Source organism: Pseudomonas sp. NFACC39-1, from assembly GCF_900110355.1.
Lineage (GTDB): Bacteria > Pseudomonadota > Gammaproteobacteria > Pseudomonadales > Pseudomonadaceae > Aquipseudomonas > Aquipseudomonas tehranensis.
The window spans coordinates 24,656-38,629 of record NZ_FODL01000004.1 but is presented as its reverse complement, the minus strand read 5'-3'; the positions used below and the strand labels follow the sequence as shown (position 1 = coordinate 38,629).

Below are 13,974 nucleotides of genomic sequence, written 5' to 3'. Positions count from 1 at the left end.
GGACTGCCGTCATCGCGAGCAGGCTCGCTCCCACATTCGACCTTTCAGTGAGCACAAATTTATATCCAACACAGAACCACTGAGGGAGCGGGCTTGTTCGCGAAAAGGCCAACATACCCAACATCTTCATCGACTGTGATACCGCTTGCGTGAGCAAGCCCGCTCCCACAGGAGAAACGCGGTCCCACCAAGAATCAGGCCGGCTATAAGGCCGCCTCGCGGTGGACGTTGATCTCGGACGCCCCGTTAACCACGCAGGCTGAACGCAGGCATTGTGGAGTGGGCATCCCGGCAGGATGCCGGGATAGCCGCGCTGGGCCATGGATGGCCCTTCGCGGCGGGCCCACGGAGCAATGCCGGAGTGAGGGCACACCGAGCCTAGGCGAGGTGCCGAGTGGTGGGGCAAAGCGTTTTTGGTTACTTTTGGCTGGTCCGGCACCCGGCTCTTCCAAAAGTGACCCGCCGTAAGGGCGGAACCGCCAGTGGCCGTCACCGAACAAACGGATATACACACCGCCCCCCAAAACGAAGCCATAAAAAAACCGCGCCTCCCCGTTCAGGAAAAAGCGCAGTTTTCTCTTAGCGATTCCAGCTTAGTGCGATACGCGACTCGTACCATCCACAGTAGAAATACGAACCCGCTCACCCACACGGAACACTTCGTTTTCCTGAACCTGCTGCACATAGGCGCGCATGCTGCCGTCGTCTTCGCGAACGGTGATTTCCACACCCTGGGTACGGGTCAGGCCTTCTTCGGTCGCGGAGCCGATCAGGCCGCCGGCCACGGCGCCGATCACGGCAGCAACGATACTGCCACGGCCACCACCGATGGCGCTGCCACCCACACCACCTACCACCGCACCCGCCGCGCCGCCGATCGGGGTCTTGGTGCCTTCGATCTTGACCGGACGCAAGGCTTCAATGGTCCCCATGCGAATCGTCTGCACGCGACGCGCTTCGTCACGGGAATAGGAGTCACCGGTCAGGCTCGACTGACAGCCAGTGAGCAACATCGCCATCGTGGAAAAGGAAGCAACCAGCAAAACAGACTTACGCATAGCATCAAACTCCAAAAGACAGGTATTCATTAAACTCCGCAGCTTGACGCCTGTCACGGCTTCGCCGGGATAAAATTGTTTTCATTCAGGTGGGATACAGACTCGCCCGAAAAATTCACCCAAACAGTAGCGCCAATTTCCGCTATCCGCGTCACTGACCTGAGGGTTTCTCATGGATTACTTCATCATAGCCGCTACCACCGTAGCCGGTTTGTACTTTCATTGGTGGCTGTACGTGCGGATCAAGCGCTGGATGGACCGCGATCTGGCACTGTCATTGGCGGGGCAGGATGAGCTGAAAAAAGCTTACATGCTGCAACAATTGGCCGACGCCCAACAGCAAGGCATCAAGCGGCGCGACCTGCCGCAATGGCTTCAGGCCGCCGCCGCGGGCTATCCCCAGGTTAAGGCGCCAGACGCTCGCGGACCCAGTTCGCCTCTTGCAGGCGATAGTTGAGGCGATCATGCAGACGGCTCGCCCGCCCTTGCCAGAACTCGATACGCTCGGGCAGCAGACGATAGCCGCCCCAATGCTCCGGGCAGTGAGGCTGGCTGTCACTGAAGCGTTGTTCGGTGGCCTTGAGCAAGTCTTCCAGCTCACCCCGACCGGCAATCACCCGGCTTTGAGGTGAAGCCCAGGCGCCGAGGCGACTGCCCAATGGCCGCACCTGGTAATAGGCGTCCGACTCTTGCGCCGTGACCTTCAGCACCTTGCCCTCGATACGCACCTGACGCTCCAGCGTCGGCCAGAAAAAAGTCATGGCCGCGAACGGGTTCGTGGCCAGTTGCTGACCCTTCGCACTGTCGTAGTTGGTGAAGAATGTGAAGCCTTGGGCATCGAGCCCCTTGAGCAGCAGGATCCGGCAATGCGGGCGCCCATCGGCATCCACGGTCGCCAAAGTCATGGCGTTGGCCTCCACCGGCGCCTGTTCGGTTTTCACCGCGTCGGCGAACCATTGGTGGAACAGCGCGAACGGCTCCGCCGGGGCCTGCGCCTCGGTCAGGCCATCGCGGGTGTAGTCGCGGCGCATATCAGCCAGCGTCTGGGTCATGGCGCGCTCCTTGTAATTAGCCCATCACTGCTTGGATGCATCGGCGGCCGCGACTTTCTTGGCATCGGTAGCGGCTTTGGTCGGTTGCGGCTTCTTCGCCACCGTCGCTTTCTTGGCCGGGGCTTTTTTGGCAGGAGCCTTGGCGGCGGCCTTTTTGACTGGAGATTTTTTGGTGGCAACAGCCTTGGATTTGTTAGCCGCTGGCGCAGGCGCTGGCGCCAAAGCCGCAGGTTTCACGTCCTGGACCGCCACCAACCTTACTGGCGCCGGCGCCGGCATGTTGTACTTGCTCAGCAGCGCAACCATGGTGTTTTGCGGCGTGACCAGCAGTTCGACACGACGATTCAAAGCGCGACCTTCAACGCTGTCATTGGCGGCACGGGGCGCAACCGAACCCATGCCACGCAGCATCAGGCGATCACGCTGCAAGCCGCTGAGACGGAAAATCGCCGCCACGGATTGGGCGCGTTCCTGGCTGAGCTTCAGGTTGACCGGCGCAGCGCCCGACGTGTCGGCGTGGCCGAGGATCAGCACGGCAGTTTTCGGATCAGCTTCCAGAATTTTCGCCACGCGGGTGAACGGGCCGAGGCTCACCGGCAGCAGCATGGCCGGACGGTCCGGGTTGAAAGAGCCGTCCACCGGCGCGGTGACCACCAGCACGTCGTCGCGGCGTTCAAGTTCGAGCTTGCTGTCCTTGATGGCCGTGCGCAATTTCGGCTCGTAGTCGTCGAGCCAGGCCTGCGTGACTTTCGGATCCGGCATCGGTACCGCCTTGGCGGTTTCCTGATCGTTGCCGCCGAATGGCCACCACCACTTGCCGTTGCTTTCAGCTTCGGCCTTGGCGACGGTAACCGGCGTCTTGACTTCAGGTTTGGTGTCGACTTTTTTGGCGACGCCGTCGGTGGCGTCATCGGAAGAGAACGGCCACCACCAGTGAGAGGCACCCTCGGTCTTGGCTTGTGGCGCGACAGCAGCCGGTTTCAGCGGCGCCGTTGACGTCGGTTCTTTGGCCGCGACCTTGTCGGAGGCGCCGAACGGCCACCAGCCACTGCCGCCCTCGGCATCATTTTGTGGGTTTTGTGCGCAACCGGTGATAGCGAAGCACAGCGCCAGAGCGAGGGTTTTATTCGATGACATTGGATATCCACAAAATGATGTAAATGAAAAAACAAAAGGCCATGTTCGGGCCGCATAAACAGACGGTTGGAAACTGAAAGGAACACGAGGTTCCTGTGCCCGCCGCCTTCGCTAACGTTTTATAGACAAGTGGCAAGTACCCGCGCAAGGTTCTGCGCCCGCGGATCCATCAAAACGTATGGCCCGAGGGTGTTTGTCACAAAGCCAAAAGCCACATCGTGCTCCGGGTCGGCAAAACCGATGGAGCCCCCTGCCCCAGGATGACCGAATGCCCGAGGGCCGAGGCCATAGGTCGCGTTCGGCACATCCGGCTGATCGAGCATGCAACCCAGGCCGAAACGGGTCTGGGTCAACAAGGTCTTGTCCTCGCCGAAGCTGTGCTGGCGAGTCAGTTCGTCGAGCATTTCGCCCTCCAGCAGGCTGCCGTCCAGTAGACCGGCATAGAACCCGGCCAGGCTGCGGGCGTTACCATGGCCGTTGGCCGCCGGTTGCTCCATGCGCCGCCACTCCGGCTTATTGGTGCTGGTCATGATCGAGGGCGGGTTAGTGAAGGCCCGGGTCGTCATGGCCGTGGGTTCGCGCATCGTCACTTGTAAAAGGCGCTGGGCCGCCGCATCGCCCACATTGCCTTTGCCGCGAGCGATGTGGGCCACGCGATGAAACTCGTCATCAGCCAGGCCGACGTGGAAATCCAGACCCAACGGCTTGGCAATCCGGGCCACGATGGATGCCCCCGGCCCACGACCGTCAGCCCTGCGCAGCAGTTCGCCGACCAGCCAGCCGTAAGTGATCGCCGCGTAGCCGTGACCCTCTCCCGGCGTCCACCAGGGCGTTTCAGCGGCCAATGCATCGACCATGGTCTGCCAGTTATAAAGTGCTTCGGGCGCCAGCAGTTCACGTAACGCCGGCAACCCGGCCTGGTGGCAAAGCAACTGACGGAGCGTGACGGCTTGCTTGCCGGCTGCCGCGAACTCGGGCCAATAACGGGCGACAGGGGCATCCAACTGCAGCTTGCCTTCGGCCACCAGTTGCAGGGCGGTAACGGCGGTGAACGTTTTGGTGCAGGAAAACAGGTTGGCGATGGTGTCGCTGTGCCAGGCTTCACTGCCATCCTTGTCGGCCGTGCCGGCCCACAGATCGATGACCGTGCGGCCGCCGACCTGAATGCACAACGCCGCGCCGCGCGCCTGAGGATCGTCGAACAGCGCCGCGAAGGCTTCACGCACCGCCTCGAATTGAAGCTCATAATGGCCTTGAATCTGCACCCGCAACTCCCTTGAAACAAACACTTTTTTGAAGTGGCCTGTATTGTTTCAGCCATTGAGGTTTTTGGGAACTGCTGGGAGACGGCTGACCGGACTGGCACTGGCCTTTGTGGCGAGGGAGCTTGCTCCCGCTCGGCTGCACCTGTAGGAGCTGTCGAGTGCAACGAGGCTGCGATCTTGTCCCAGACAGTTGAGTCGCAAGCGAAAGATCAAGATCAAAAGATCGCAGGCTTCGCCAGCTCCTACAGGCCCAGCGGTCCCTCGCCACAGCAAGTCATTGCACGTATCAGGAAATCTCCCGGCGGAACGGCGGCAGGGCGTTGAGGATCGCCTTGCCGTAGCGCTGGGTCACCAGTCGGCGGTCGAGCAAGGTGATGGTGCCGCGGTCTTCTTCGGTGCGCAGCAATCGACCACAGGCCTGGACCAGTTTCAGCGAGGCGTCCGGCACGGAAATTTCCATGAACGGGTTACCGCCGCGGGCTTCGATCCATTCGGCCAACGCGGCTTCCACCGGGTCGTCCGGAACCGAAAACGGGATCTTGGCGATCACCACGTGCTCACAGTAGGCACCGGGCAAATCCACGCCTTCGGCAAAACTCGCCAGGCCGAACAGCACGCTGGAATCCCCGCCGTCGACCCGCGCCTTGTGCTTGTTCAGGGTTTCCTGCTTGGACAGGTTGCCTTGGATAAACACTTGCTTGCGCCAGTCGCGGTCGAGGCCGTCGAATACATCCTGCATCTGCTTGCGCGAGGAAAACAGCACCAGGGTCCCCCGTGAGCCTTCCACCAGTTCCGGCAGGTCGCGAATGATCGCCGCCGTGTGGGCGGCGGCATCCCGCGGATCGGCCTTGAGGTCCGGGACCCGCAGCACGCCGGCGTCGGCATGATGGAAGGGGCTCGGAACCACGGCGGTCACGGCTTTTTTCGGCAGGCCGGCGCGCATGCGGAAACGGTCGAACGTGCCCAGGGCAGTCAGCGTGGCGGAAGTCACCAGCGCGCCGTAGGCCACATTCCACAGGTTGCGACGCAGCATTTCCGCCGCCAGGATCGGGCTGGCATTGACCTCGATGTCGAACAGCGAGCCGCTTTCGGCCAGGGTCAACCAGCGCGCCATCGGCGGGTTGTCTTCCGGGTCTTCAGTGGTGAACGCGGTCCACAACTCCCAGTTGCCCTGGGAGCGGGACAGCAGACTGCCGAACAGCGGGTACCACTCCTCGGCCTGGTTGCTGGCAATACCGATATTGACCTCGCCATCCATGCCTTCCTTGAGCAGGTCGGTCAGACGGGTGAACAGGTCGGTCAGGCGGGCGAAGCCTTTCTTGAGCTCGATGCCCATCTCGCGCATGTGCTCGGGAATGACGCCGCCGACAAAGCGATGACGAGGTCGATCACGACCCTCGACATCTTCGCCGGGCTTGAAATCCGCCACTTGCTCGCAGGCACTGAACATGAACTGCTGGTTCGTCTTGATCTCACGCGCCAGCTCGGGCACCTGCTCGATGAACTTGCCCAGGTCGCCCGGCAGCGGGTGTTGCGCCAACAGCTTGGTGAGGTTCTTGGCGGTGGTTTCCAGCCAGTCAGCGGTAGAGCGCAACCGGGTGTAATGGGCAAAATGGCCGATAGCCTTGTCCGGCAGGTGGTGACCTTCGTCGAACACATAGATCGTGTCACGCGGATCCGGCAGCACCGCGCCACCGCCCAGGGCCAGGTCGGCCAGGACCATGTCGTGGTTGGTGACAATGACGTCGACCTTGCCCATGCCTTCGCGGGCCTTGTAGAAGGCGCACTGGCCGAAGTTCGGGCAATGACGGTTGGTGCACTGGCTATGATCGGTCGTCAGGCGTGACCAGTCGGCGTCTTCCAGGGCGGTGGACCAGCTGTCGCGGTCGCCGTCCCATTTATTGCCGGCCAGTTTTTCGATCATGCTGGTAAACAGCTTCTGACTGGCCTCATCGACTTCGATCTTGAAGCCTTCTTCTTCGAACAACTGGGCCGTGGCGGTCTGCGCCTGGCCTTCCTGGAGCAACATGTCGAGCTTGGACAGGCACATGTAGCGCCCACGGCCCTTGGCCAGGGCGAAGCTGAAATTCAGCCCGCTGTTGCGCATAAGGTCAGGCAGGTCCTTGAAAACGATCTGCTCCTGCAAGGCAATCGTGGCCGTGGCGATCACCAGGCGTTTGCCGGCGGCCTTGGCGGTGGGGATTGCCGCCAGGCTGTAGGCCACGGTCTTGCCGGTGCCGGTGCCGGCCTCCACCGCCACGACGGCAGGCTCGCCACTGCGCCGGCCTTCGTCGTCGGTGTCGATGTCACCCAGGACTTTTGCCACTTCGGCAATCATCAGGCGCTGGCCATATCGCGGTTTGAGGCTCTTGGCTTCGAGAAAACGCGAATAGGCGCCCTGGATCGTGGTTTTGAGTTCGGTGCTGATCATGAATGGTCGGGCGCTAAAAACGCTGGATAAATTTTCAGTGGTTCGGATCGGCGGCTATCATACCCCGCTAATGAATCCTGCGCAGAACGGAGTAACTCAATGACACCCTTTGCCCTCGTCTACACCCTGCATTTACTGGCGGCCCTGATCTGGGTCGGCGGCATGTTCTTCGCTTGGATGATCCTGCGCCCCGCCGCAATTGCGGCCCTTGAGGGCCCGGCCCGACTCAAGTTATGGGTAGAAGTGTTTCAGCGTTTTTTCGTTTGGGTCTGGGTGGCGGTGGTGCTTTTGCCGATCAGCGGTGTGGGCCTGATCCACATGCGCTTCGCCGGCTTTGAAACCGCGCCACGTTATGTGCAGATCATGATGGGCTTGTATGTGGTGATGACGGCGTTGTTTATTCGCATCCAGGGGTTGCAGTTGCCAGCACTGCGCAACGCCGTAGCAGCCCAGGACTGGCCGACTGGCGCGGCGGTGCTGGGGAAAATCCGGCAATTGGTGGGGATCAATCTGTTGATCGGGTTGCTGGTGGTGGCGATTGGCGCCGCGCGACCGATGTTCTGACGCGCCCTGTAGGAGCTGTCGAGTGCAACGAGGCTGCGATCTTTCCCCAGACAATTGAATCGTGAGCAAACGCCTCACAGATCAAGATCAAAAGATCGTCCGAACGCGGCCCGAGCCTTCGGCAGCTCCTACAGGGTATTCGCAGATCGATGCTTCAGAACCGCTGCACCGTCACCGCCCCCGCTGCTCCGGCTGGTCCTGGCTGGCCATCGGCACCCGGGCGACCGCTTTTGCCACCGTCGGCGGTATAGACGAAACACCCCTTGGCCTTGCCGCCAGCGCCGGGTTTACCTCCGGGGCCGGCGGCGCCGCCCGCGCCCCCCTCCACCGTTACCTTGATCTGCTCGGCTGGATAGTCACGGGGCAGTTCCAGACGCACCTGCGCACCGGCCGCACCCGGCTGGCCATCACTGCCATTGCTGCCGTCGGCACCGCGACCGGCTGCTCCCCACGTACAACCCGGCGCCTGGCCGTTGGCGCCGTCGAGGCCCACGTAACCTGGCGCACCGGTTCCACCGCGGGCATCCACCGACAACAACGGCGCATTCAAGGCATTGAAGCGCAGATTGAGATCACGCCCCGGTCGTGCCGCTTTGGTATAGGTTCCGGGCGCGCCCCGAGCCGTGATCTGACTGCCGTCGGCCAGTTCCCCCTCGGCAACTTTTATCTGCAGTGCCTGTTGCGCGGGCACGATGGCGATCCGCGCTTCGCGCCCCAGGTGCAACTGGCCAATGGACAACTCAGTGACGTTGGCAGGCACCAGCAACGTGCCGTAATCGGCCACCTCCAGCCGCTCCAGTGTCAGGGCGCTGGTGGTATTGGGCAGGCGCATCAAGGAATGGCTTTCAACCTGGATCACTTGGGCACTGGCCCAGGGACACACGAGTGCGACAAGCAGACACAATTTACGCATGGGAAGCCTCGGCGGCGATCGGGAGGGTTTGCAGGTGGAAGATGCCGAACAGCAGCACTCGCAGGCGATCACGGCCTGAAGCGGGCCGACCGCGCAGGCTGGCTCGAAACAACACCAGTTCCAGCAAATGGATCGCCAGCAACATCGCTGCGCCGAAATTGACCAGCAGATGCAGCGGATGAACGAACGGCATGACCAGGTTGACCAGCACCACCAGCCAGAACAGCAGGGTCAACAAGCGCCCCAGCGCCCACAACAGCTTCATACATCCCCCCGGTAGGTATTATTCTTTGCACGCACAGTAACGGCTTGCGCGCAGAATAAGCCAGAGGCCAGGGCAAATTTAATCTGACACAAACCTCGACTCGCCGGGTCGCCCCTGTGGCGACCCAACGGCTCTGGCACGCGGCTCAGCGCTGGATATGCAGCTCGACCCGACGGTTCTGCGCTCGCCCCTCATCGGTCTCGTTGTCGGCCACCGGCTCGCTTTCACCCTTGCCCTCGCTGGTGAGTTTGTCCGGTGAAAGCCCCTGGGTGAGCAGATATTCCGCCACGCTGCTTGCTCGGCGCTCGGACAGCCCCTGGTTGTAGACATCAGTGCCTACGCTGTCGGTGTGCCCCACCACGCGGATACTGGCGACATTGGCATGACTCAATTTGCTCATCAGCCCATCGAGTTGGCTTCGCGCGTCTTGAGTGAGATCGGATTTGTCGAAGTCAAACAGCACCTTGCCGGCATCGTTGAGGGTGATCACTTCAGTGGCCGGTGCCTGAGGTTCAACCGGCGGTGCGCTGGCCGGGTATTGCGGCAACGGGCAGCCGTGATGTTCAACCGGGGTATTGGCCGGCGTGTCGGGACAACGGTCACGGCGGTCGAACACGCCGTCATCGTCCTCGTCGCCATCCTGGGCGTAGCAGATCAGGCCACCGGTCAGCAGCCCCAGCGCAGCGCCACCCGCCGCCCAGCCGCTGCTTTCGAGGGCCCCCAGGCCGCCGCCAACCAGACCGCCGATCAAGCTACAGACTGGCCAGGTGCGTTGATTGAGCGGTGCGCCGCCATCGCTGTGAGTGGCACAACCTGACAATAGACTGCCCGCCAGCATTACCGGTAAGGCGGCCCTGAGTAGCACGTTCATGGTGAATGCTCCTGTGTTACCGGCCCATACCGGTCACACAGGAGTAAAGACCCGCATCCGCGACTGTACAAGCCGCGGCTGACGGGGGCTTCAGCGATTTATTTTGATCTCCGTGCGGCGGTTCATGGCCCGACCATCGGCGGTGCTGTTGTCCGCCACCGGCTGGCTCTCACCGGCCCCCTCCACCGAAACGAAGCTGGCACGGGGCACGCCGCTCTCGACCAGGTATTGCACCACCGAGTTGGCCCGCTTATCAGACAGGCGCTGGTTATAGGCATCGCTGCCAACGCTGTCGGTGTGACCAGTGACGCGCAGTTGCGCGGTGGACGTTTCCTGTTTCAGTCGGGTTGCAATCGTGCTCAGGACCTCCTTGTCTGCCGCGGTCAGCGTGGCCTTGTCGAATTCGAAATGCACGTCACGGATCACAATGGTTTCTTCCTCGACCACCACGACTTCTTCAACCATCGGCGCCGGTGCCGGTGGCGGGCAGCCGTCGGCATCGACTTGCACGCCCTTAGGCGTGCCCGGGCATTTGTCGCGGCTGTCCGGCACGCCATCGCCATCCTCATCGCCGTCGCCATGCACCCAGCAGTAAGCCGCTGCCATGGTGCCGACAAACAATGCACCGCCGCCGGCCCAGGAGGTGCTTTCGATGGCGCCCAATCCAGCGCCCGTCACGCCGCCGACCGCCGCGCAGGTCGGCCAGTCGGTTTTCTGCAAACCTGCGCAACCAGTCAACACACCGGTCAGCAGAACCAAGGGTAACGCTGTGCGAACTATGCTCATTGGGGTTTTCTCCTTGAGGGATCGGCTTTGCGCCGATTCAGGGGAGTAAAGACCCGACTCCGCATCCGCGCCAGCATCACGCTATCGAGGTTTTTGCCCCCTATTTGCCGTAGATCGATACGTTTAAGCACAAACCGCTCTAGGCCATGGGGTCCGCGCAGGCTATCGTGGCGGCTCTGACTGAGGAACTTCGATGACCGTTGCCATTTCTTCCCGTACGCCCCAGCAAGCCCTGGCTGCCGTGCTGGACCGTTATGCCCCGCAAAAACTGCTGTTGATCGGTGCCAGCAGCTTCCCTGCCCTTGAAGCGTTCCAACAGGCGCATCCAGATACTGAAGTGGTCCACGCCGCCCCTGGCGCCCTTCCGGCGGACGTGGCGGCGCGGCGTTTTGACCTGGCCCTGGCCCTTGATTGTCTGGAGCATTTACCCAAACGCGACGGTCTGAACCTGTTGGGTGGCATCCGCAATCTCAACGCCAGCCGTATCGCTGTGCTGGCGGACCTCAATGCCTGCGGCTGGCAAGAAACAGATTTCTTTTCCCTGGCCCTGCAGGCCAGCGAGCGATTCCAGCGCGAGGAGCAGGTGCTGACCCTGTTTACCTACGATCTGCTTGAATACAAACAAGTCCCTGACTGGCTCAACTCACGCTTTTGGGCCAACCCGGAAAACTTTGGAAAATACTGGTGGTAGCCGTGAACACAAGCATGCACACAACCATTTGCCCCTGCGGCAGTGGCAACCCACTGGACGCCTGCTGCGGCCATTACCACGATGGCCACCCGGCGCCCTGCGCCGAGGCCTTGATGCGCTCGCGTTACAGCGCCTACGTGCTGGGACTGGTGGACTATCTGGTGGCCACAACCTTGCCTGCTCAGCAGGACGGCCTGGATCGCCAATCCATCAGCGAGTGGAGCGCCAAAAGCACCTGGCTGGGACTGGAGGTGGAAAGCAGCGAAGTCTTCGGTGGCCAACCCGAACACGCCTTTGTCACCTTCACCGCACGCTGGCACGACGGCCAAGGGGAACACAGCCACCGCGAACAGTCATCCTTCGTACAGAACGGCGCACGCTGGTACTTCATCGACCCGACGGTGCCAGTGAAGACCGGACGCAACGACAACTGCCCGTGCGGCAGTGGACACAAATTCAAGAAGTGCTGCGCAGGCTACTTTAATCGCTGATATCGCAATCGTCCGACGCTGCTGCGCACGCCAGCAGGCTAGACTGGGATAAACCAGAGGCACGGACATGACCCTTTCATCACATCTGCTGCGCATCACTTGCCTGCTGCTGTTCGTCGGGCTCGGCAGTTGTGCGTCCTGGCGAGGTGATGAGGCCCCTGAACCGCAGGTGCATCTGACCAAGGTCGAGGTGGTGCGGGCCCGGCTGGTGGAGCAGAAGTTCATGCTGCACTTTCGTGTGGACAACCCCGACGACAGCGATTTGACCGTGCGCGGCATAACCTACCGCATTCATCTGGGCGACCTGTTGCTGACCGAAGGCGAGCATGAGCACTGGTTCACGGTGCGTCCCGGGCATAGCCGCTACTTCAGGGTTCCGATCCGCACCAATCTGTGGCCGCAAGTGCGCAAGCTGGTGAAAATGCTCGAAAAACCTCGCCAGCAGATCCCCTACCGCCTGGAAGGTGAGCTGGAAACCGGTTTATTCATCGCTCACTACGTGCACCTGAGGCGCAATGGCGTGATAATCGCCGCCGATTTTATTGCGGAGTAACCCCGATGACCCAGCAACCCCACGTTCATGGCCCTGATTGCAACCACGATCATGACCATCACCACGATCATGATCACGGGCATGTCCATGGCCCGAACTGTGGCCACGCCCACCAGGAACCGGTGCGCAACACCCTCAAGGATGTCGGCCGCAACGACCCTTGCCCATGCGGCAATGGCAAGAAATTCAAGAAGTGCCACGGGGCTTGATGGCCAGGGCGAAGATTATCTTCGCCTGTTGAATCGTCCTCGCGAGCAAGCTCGCTCCCACAGGGATTTGGGGTGCAGGGAAACCGGAACCACCACAAGACCGCTGTGGGAGCAAAGCTTGCTCGCGATGACCGAGGCACATTCAAAATTGATGCAAGCTGACCCACCGCTATCGCGAGCAAGCTTTGCTCCCACAGAAGAAGTTTGGGTGGCCGGGAAATCGAAGGCTAAATAAACCCTCCAAGACAGTTGCTCCCACGGTTAATCAATCGGCCTCGAGGATGTGCTTCACGCTGACCACCGTCGCATACTCGCCATGCAAGTTGCCCAGCGACATGGCATGCACCTCGCCAGCCGAATGGGCATTACCAAAATAATCAGCCTTGTCGAAGGTAAAACACGCGTCTTCGGCCACCCAGGTGTCGAATCCCAGATTGCCGGCCGTACGCGCCGTGGACTCCACCGAGTTGTTCGTCGCCACGCCCACGATCACCAATTGTCCAATCCCTGCTTCATGCAGGTCCGCCTCCAGGCATGTGCCGCAGAACGCATCTGGCACCTGCTTTTGAACCAGCCTTTCCCCGGCCAATGGCTCGAACCGTTCCTGAACCTCCACTCCCGATTGCCCGGGCCAGAACACTGAGTCCGGCGAGCGGGACAGGTGGTGGACATGAATCACCGGCCGTGCCGATTGTCGCCAGAAATCGAGCAACTCGAGCATGCGCAGCTCCGCATTGGGGTTGTTGCGAGGGCCTAGTCTGGGGTGAAGGATGCCTTTTTGTTGATCGATAAGAATCAACGCTGCGTTTTTCTGTAACTCCATGCCGGTTTTCTCGTGCTCGATCATTGAATTTTCCACACTTGAGCATCACCTCTTCCTACAGGCAAGCCTTTCGGCAATCAGGACGACCTCCCGCCGTCATTTGTTGTCCATCCATCACGCTGTCTTATCTGGAGCCCTCCATGATCGACCTGTATTACTGGACCACGCCCAACGGCCACAAAATCTCGTTGTTCCTCGAAGAAGCCGGCATGCCCTACAAGGTGCACCCGATCAACATCGGCCAGGCCGAGCAGTTCAAACCCGACTTCCTGAAGATCGCCCCCAACAACCGCATTCCGGCCATCATCGACCACGAACCCGCCGATGGCGGCGAGCCGATTTCGCTGTTCGAGTCGGGCGCGATCCTGCTGTACCTGGCGGAAAAAACCGGCCAGTTCATTCCAGAGAATTTGCGCGGACGGCAAGAAGTGTTGCAGTGGCTGTTCTGGCAGATGGGCGGCCTGGGGCCGATGGCCGGGCAGAATCATCACTTCAGCCGGTTCGCCCCGGAAAAAATCCCCTACGCGATCAAGCGCTATGTCGACGAAACCGCTCGTCTGTACGGTGTGCTGGATCGCCGCCTGGCGGACCGTGAATTCGTGGCGGGCAACGCGTACAGCATCGCCGATATGGCGATTTATCCGTGGACCGTTTCACACCAATGGCAAAGCCAGCGGCTGGAAGACTTCCCGAACGTGCAGCGCTGGTTCAATCGCATCCAGGAGCGCCCGGCCACCGCCAAGGCCTATGCCCTGGTGGACAAGGTCAACCCGCCTAAAGCCTAACCCTTCTGAAACACCTAACACCCTGTGGCGAGGGGATTTATCCCCGCTTGGGGCGCGAAGCGGCCCCGTATCCCTGCACC

General features: G+C 61.2%; 17 protein-coding genes. 7 read left to right on the top strand and 10 right to left on the bottom strand.

Features of this window, described 5'->3' with window-relative positions:
• Window positions 1–593 precede the first annotated feature (593 nt).
• A complete protein-coding gene (locus BMY45_RS09595; protein WP_047228399.1) occupies window positions 594–1,058 on the bottom strand; it encodes an outer membrane lipoprotein in 465 nt (154 codons plus the stop codon).
• Window positions 1,059–1,230: 172 nt separating this feature from the next.
• Between BMY45_RS09595 and BMY45_RS09590 the strand changes: the two genes are divergently transcribed.
• Window positions 1,231–1,515 (top strand): hypothetical protein, encoded by a 285-nt coding sequence (locus tag BMY45_RS09590; RefSeq protein WP_092396990.1) that lies wholly within the window; start codon window positions 1,231–1,233, stop codon window positions 1,513–1,515.
• On the opposite strand, the gene pdxH is transcribed toward BMY45_RS09590, so the two are convergent.
• The 4 genes from pdxH to dinG form a co-directional block, all read right to left on the bottom strand.
• The gene (gene pdxH / locus BMY45_RS09585) at window positions 1,463–2,110 is read right to left on the bottom strand and encodes a pyridoxamine 5'-phosphate oxidase (protein ID WP_092396988.1); all 648 of its coding nucleotides are present in this window, start codon (window positions 2,108–2,110) and stop codon (window positions 1,463–1,465) included. The genes BMY45_RS09590 and pdxH overlap by 53 nt on opposite strands.
• Window positions 2,111–2,134: 24 nt before the next feature.
• Complete coding sequence (locus tag BMY45_RS09580) at window positions 2,135–3,247, bottom strand: OmpA family protein (protein WP_092396986.1); 1,113 nt, start codon at window positions 3,245–3,247, stop codon at window positions 2,135–2,137.
• A gap of 119 nt (window positions 3,248–3,366) precedes the next feature.
• Window positions 3,367–4,512 carry a serine hydrolase domain-containing protein gene (locus BMY45_RS09575; protein ID WP_092396984.1) on the bottom strand — a complete coding sequence of 382 codons (1,146 nt, stop codon included), beginning with the start codon at window positions 4,510–4,512 and terminating at the stop codon, window positions 3,367–3,369.
• Window positions 4,513–4,798: 286 nt separating this feature from the next.
• Complete coding sequence (gene dinG, locus BMY45_RS09570) at window positions 4,799–6,943, bottom strand: ATP-dependent DNA helicase DinG (protein ID WP_047228404.1); 2,145 nt, start codon at window positions 6,941–6,943, stop codon at window positions 4,799–4,801.
• A 99-nt stretch (window positions 6,944–7,042) separates the two neighbouring features.
• Between dinG and BMY45_RS09565 the strand changes: the two genes are divergently transcribed.
• Window positions 7,043–7,507, top strand: coding sequence for a CopD family protein (locus BMY45_RS09565; RefSeq protein ID WP_092396982.1), 465 nt, complete (start codon window positions 7,043–7,045; stop codon window positions 7,505–7,507).
• A 154-nt stretch (window positions 7,508–7,661) separates the two neighbouring features.
• On the opposite strand, the gene BMY45_RS09560 is transcribed toward BMY45_RS09565, so the two are convergent.
• The 4 genes from BMY45_RS09560 to BMY45_RS09545 form a co-directional block, all read right to left on the bottom strand.
• Window positions 7,662–8,420, bottom strand: a complete 759-nt coding sequence (locus BMY45_RS09560) for a hypothetical protein (protein WP_092396980.1) — start codon at window positions 8,418–8,420, stop codon at window positions 7,662–7,664.
• Window positions 8,413–8,685, bottom strand: coding sequence for a DUF1145 domain-containing protein (locus tag BMY45_RS09555; RefSeq protein WP_047228407.1), 273 nt, complete (start codon window positions 8,683–8,685; stop codon window positions 8,413–8,415). The genes BMY45_RS09560 and BMY45_RS09555 overlap by 8 nt, the downstream gene beginning before the upstream one ends.
• A 145-nt stretch (window positions 8,686–8,830) precedes the next feature.
• The gene (locus BMY45_RS09550; RefSeq protein WP_092396978.1) at window positions 8,831–9,556 is read right to left on the bottom strand and encodes a PA1041 family peptidoglycan-binding anchor lipoprotein; all 726 of its coding nucleotides are present in this window, start codon (window positions 9,554–9,556) and stop codon (window positions 8,831–8,833) included.
• A gap of 90 nt (window positions 9,557–9,646) precedes the next feature.
• A complete protein-coding gene (locus BMY45_RS09545) occupies window positions 9,647–10,342 on the bottom strand; it encodes a PA1041 family peptidoglycan-binding anchor lipoprotein (protein WP_092396976.1) in 696 nt (231 codons plus the stop codon).
• Between the two features lie 193 nt (window positions 10,343–10,535).
• On the opposite strand from BMY45_RS09545, the gene BMY45_RS09540 reads away from it, so the two are divergent.
• From BMY45_RS09540 to BMY45_RS09525, 4 genes are all read left to right on the top strand, one after another.
• A complete protein-coding gene (locus BMY45_RS09540; protein ID WP_092396974.1) occupies window positions 10,536–11,033 on the top strand; it encodes a DUF6231 family protein in 498 nt (165 codons plus the stop codon).
• A 14-nt stretch (window positions 11,034–11,047) separates the two neighbouring features.
• Window positions 11,048–11,524 (top strand): YchJ family protein, encoded by a 477-nt coding sequence (locus BMY45_RS09535; RefSeq protein ID WP_092396972.1) that lies wholly within the window; start codon window positions 11,048–11,050, stop codon window positions 11,522–11,524.
• A gap of 67 nt (window positions 11,525–11,591) precedes the next feature.
• Entirely contained in the window at window positions 11,592–12,077 is a 486-nt protein-coding gene (locus BMY45_RS09530; protein WP_092396970.1) for an LEA/WHy family protein, read from the top strand.
• A 5-nt stretch (window positions 12,078–12,082) separates the two neighbouring features.
• Entirely contained in the window at window positions 12,083–12,286 is a 204-nt protein-coding gene (locus BMY45_RS09525) for an SEC-C metal-binding domain-containing protein (protein ID WP_047228413.1), read from the top strand.
• 265 nt (window positions 12,287–12,551) lie between these two features.
• Here the strand turns inward: BMY45_RS09525 and BMY45_RS09520 are convergent, their stop codons facing one another.
• Complete coding sequence (locus tag BMY45_RS09520; protein ID WP_092397739.1) at window positions 12,552–13,109, bottom strand: cysteine hydrolase family protein; 558 nt, start codon at window positions 13,107–13,109, stop codon at window positions 12,552–12,554.
• Window positions 13,110–13,249: 140 nt separating this feature from the next.
• Between BMY45_RS09520 and BMY45_RS09515 the strand changes: the two genes are divergently transcribed.
• Window positions 13,250–13,894 (top strand): glutathione binding-like protein, encoded by a 645-nt coding sequence (locus BMY45_RS09515; RefSeq protein WP_092396968.1) that lies wholly within the window; start codon window positions 13,250–13,252, stop codon window positions 13,892–13,894.
• Window positions 13,895–13,974: the final 80 nt, after the last annotated feature.

Bases quoted from the DNA above. Each gene is read 5' to 3' on its own strand.
- BMY45_RS09595 (WP_047228399.1), bottom strand. From the start codon at position 1,058: ATGCGTAAGTCTGTTTTGCTGGTTGCTTCCTTTTCCACGATGGCGATG.
- BMY45_RS09590 (WP_092396990.1), top strand. From the start codon at position 1,231: ATGGATTACTTCATCATAGCCGCTACCACCGTAGCCGGTTTGTACTTT.
- pdxH (WP_092396988.1), bottom strand. From the start codon at position 2,110: ATGACCCAGACGCTGGCTGATATGCGCCGCGACTACACCCGCGATGGC.
- BMY45_RS09580 (WP_092396986.1), bottom strand. From the start codon at position 3,247: ATGTCATCGAATAAAACCCTCGCTCTGGCGCTGTGCTTCGCTATCACC.
- dinG (WP_047228404.1), bottom strand. From the start codon at position 6,943: ATGATCAGCACCGAACTCAAAACCACGATCCAGGGCGCCTATTCGCGT.
- BMY45_RS09565 (WP_092396982.1), top strand. From the start codon at position 7,043: ATGACACCCTTTGCCCTCGTCTACACCCTGCATTTACTGGCGGCCCTG.
- BMY45_RS09560 (WP_092396980.1), bottom strand. From the start codon at position 8,420: ATGCGTAAATTGTGTCTGCTTGTCGCACTCGTGTGTCCCTGGGCCAGT.
- BMY45_RS09555 (WP_047228407.1), bottom strand. From the start codon at position 8,685: ATGAAGCTGTTGTGGGCGCTGGGGCGCTTGTTGACCCTGCTGTTCTGG.
- BMY45_RS09550 (WP_092396978.1), bottom strand. From the start codon at position 9,556: ATGAACGTGCTACTCAGGGCCGCCTTACCGGTAATGCTGGCGGGCAGT.
- BMY45_RS09545 (WP_092396976.1), bottom strand. From the start codon at position 10,342: ATGAGCATAGTTCGCACAGCGTTACCCTTGGTTCTGCTGACCGGTGTG.
- BMY45_RS09540 (WP_092396974.1), top strand. From the start codon at position 10,536: ATGACCGTTGCCATTTCTTCCCGTACGCCCCAGCAAGCCCTGGCTGCC.
- BMY45_RS09535 (WP_092396972.1), top strand. From the start codon at position 11,048: ATGCACACAACCATTTGCCCCTGCGGCAGTGGCAACCCACTGGACGCC.
- BMY45_RS09530 (WP_092396970.1), top strand. From the start codon at position 11,592: ATGACCCTTTCATCACATCTGCTGCGCATCACTTGCCTGCTGCTGTTC.
- BMY45_RS09525 (WP_047228413.1), top strand. From the start codon at position 12,083: ATGACCCAGCAACCCCACGTTCATGGCCCTGATTGCAACCACGATCAT.
- BMY45_RS09520 (WP_092397739.1), bottom strand. From the start codon at position 13,109: ATGGAGTTACAGAAAAACGCAGCGTTGATTCTTATCGATCAACAAAAA.
- BMY45_RS09515 (WP_092396968.1), top strand. From the start codon at position 13,250: ATGATCGACCTGTATTACTGGACCACGCCCAACGGCCACAAAATCTCG.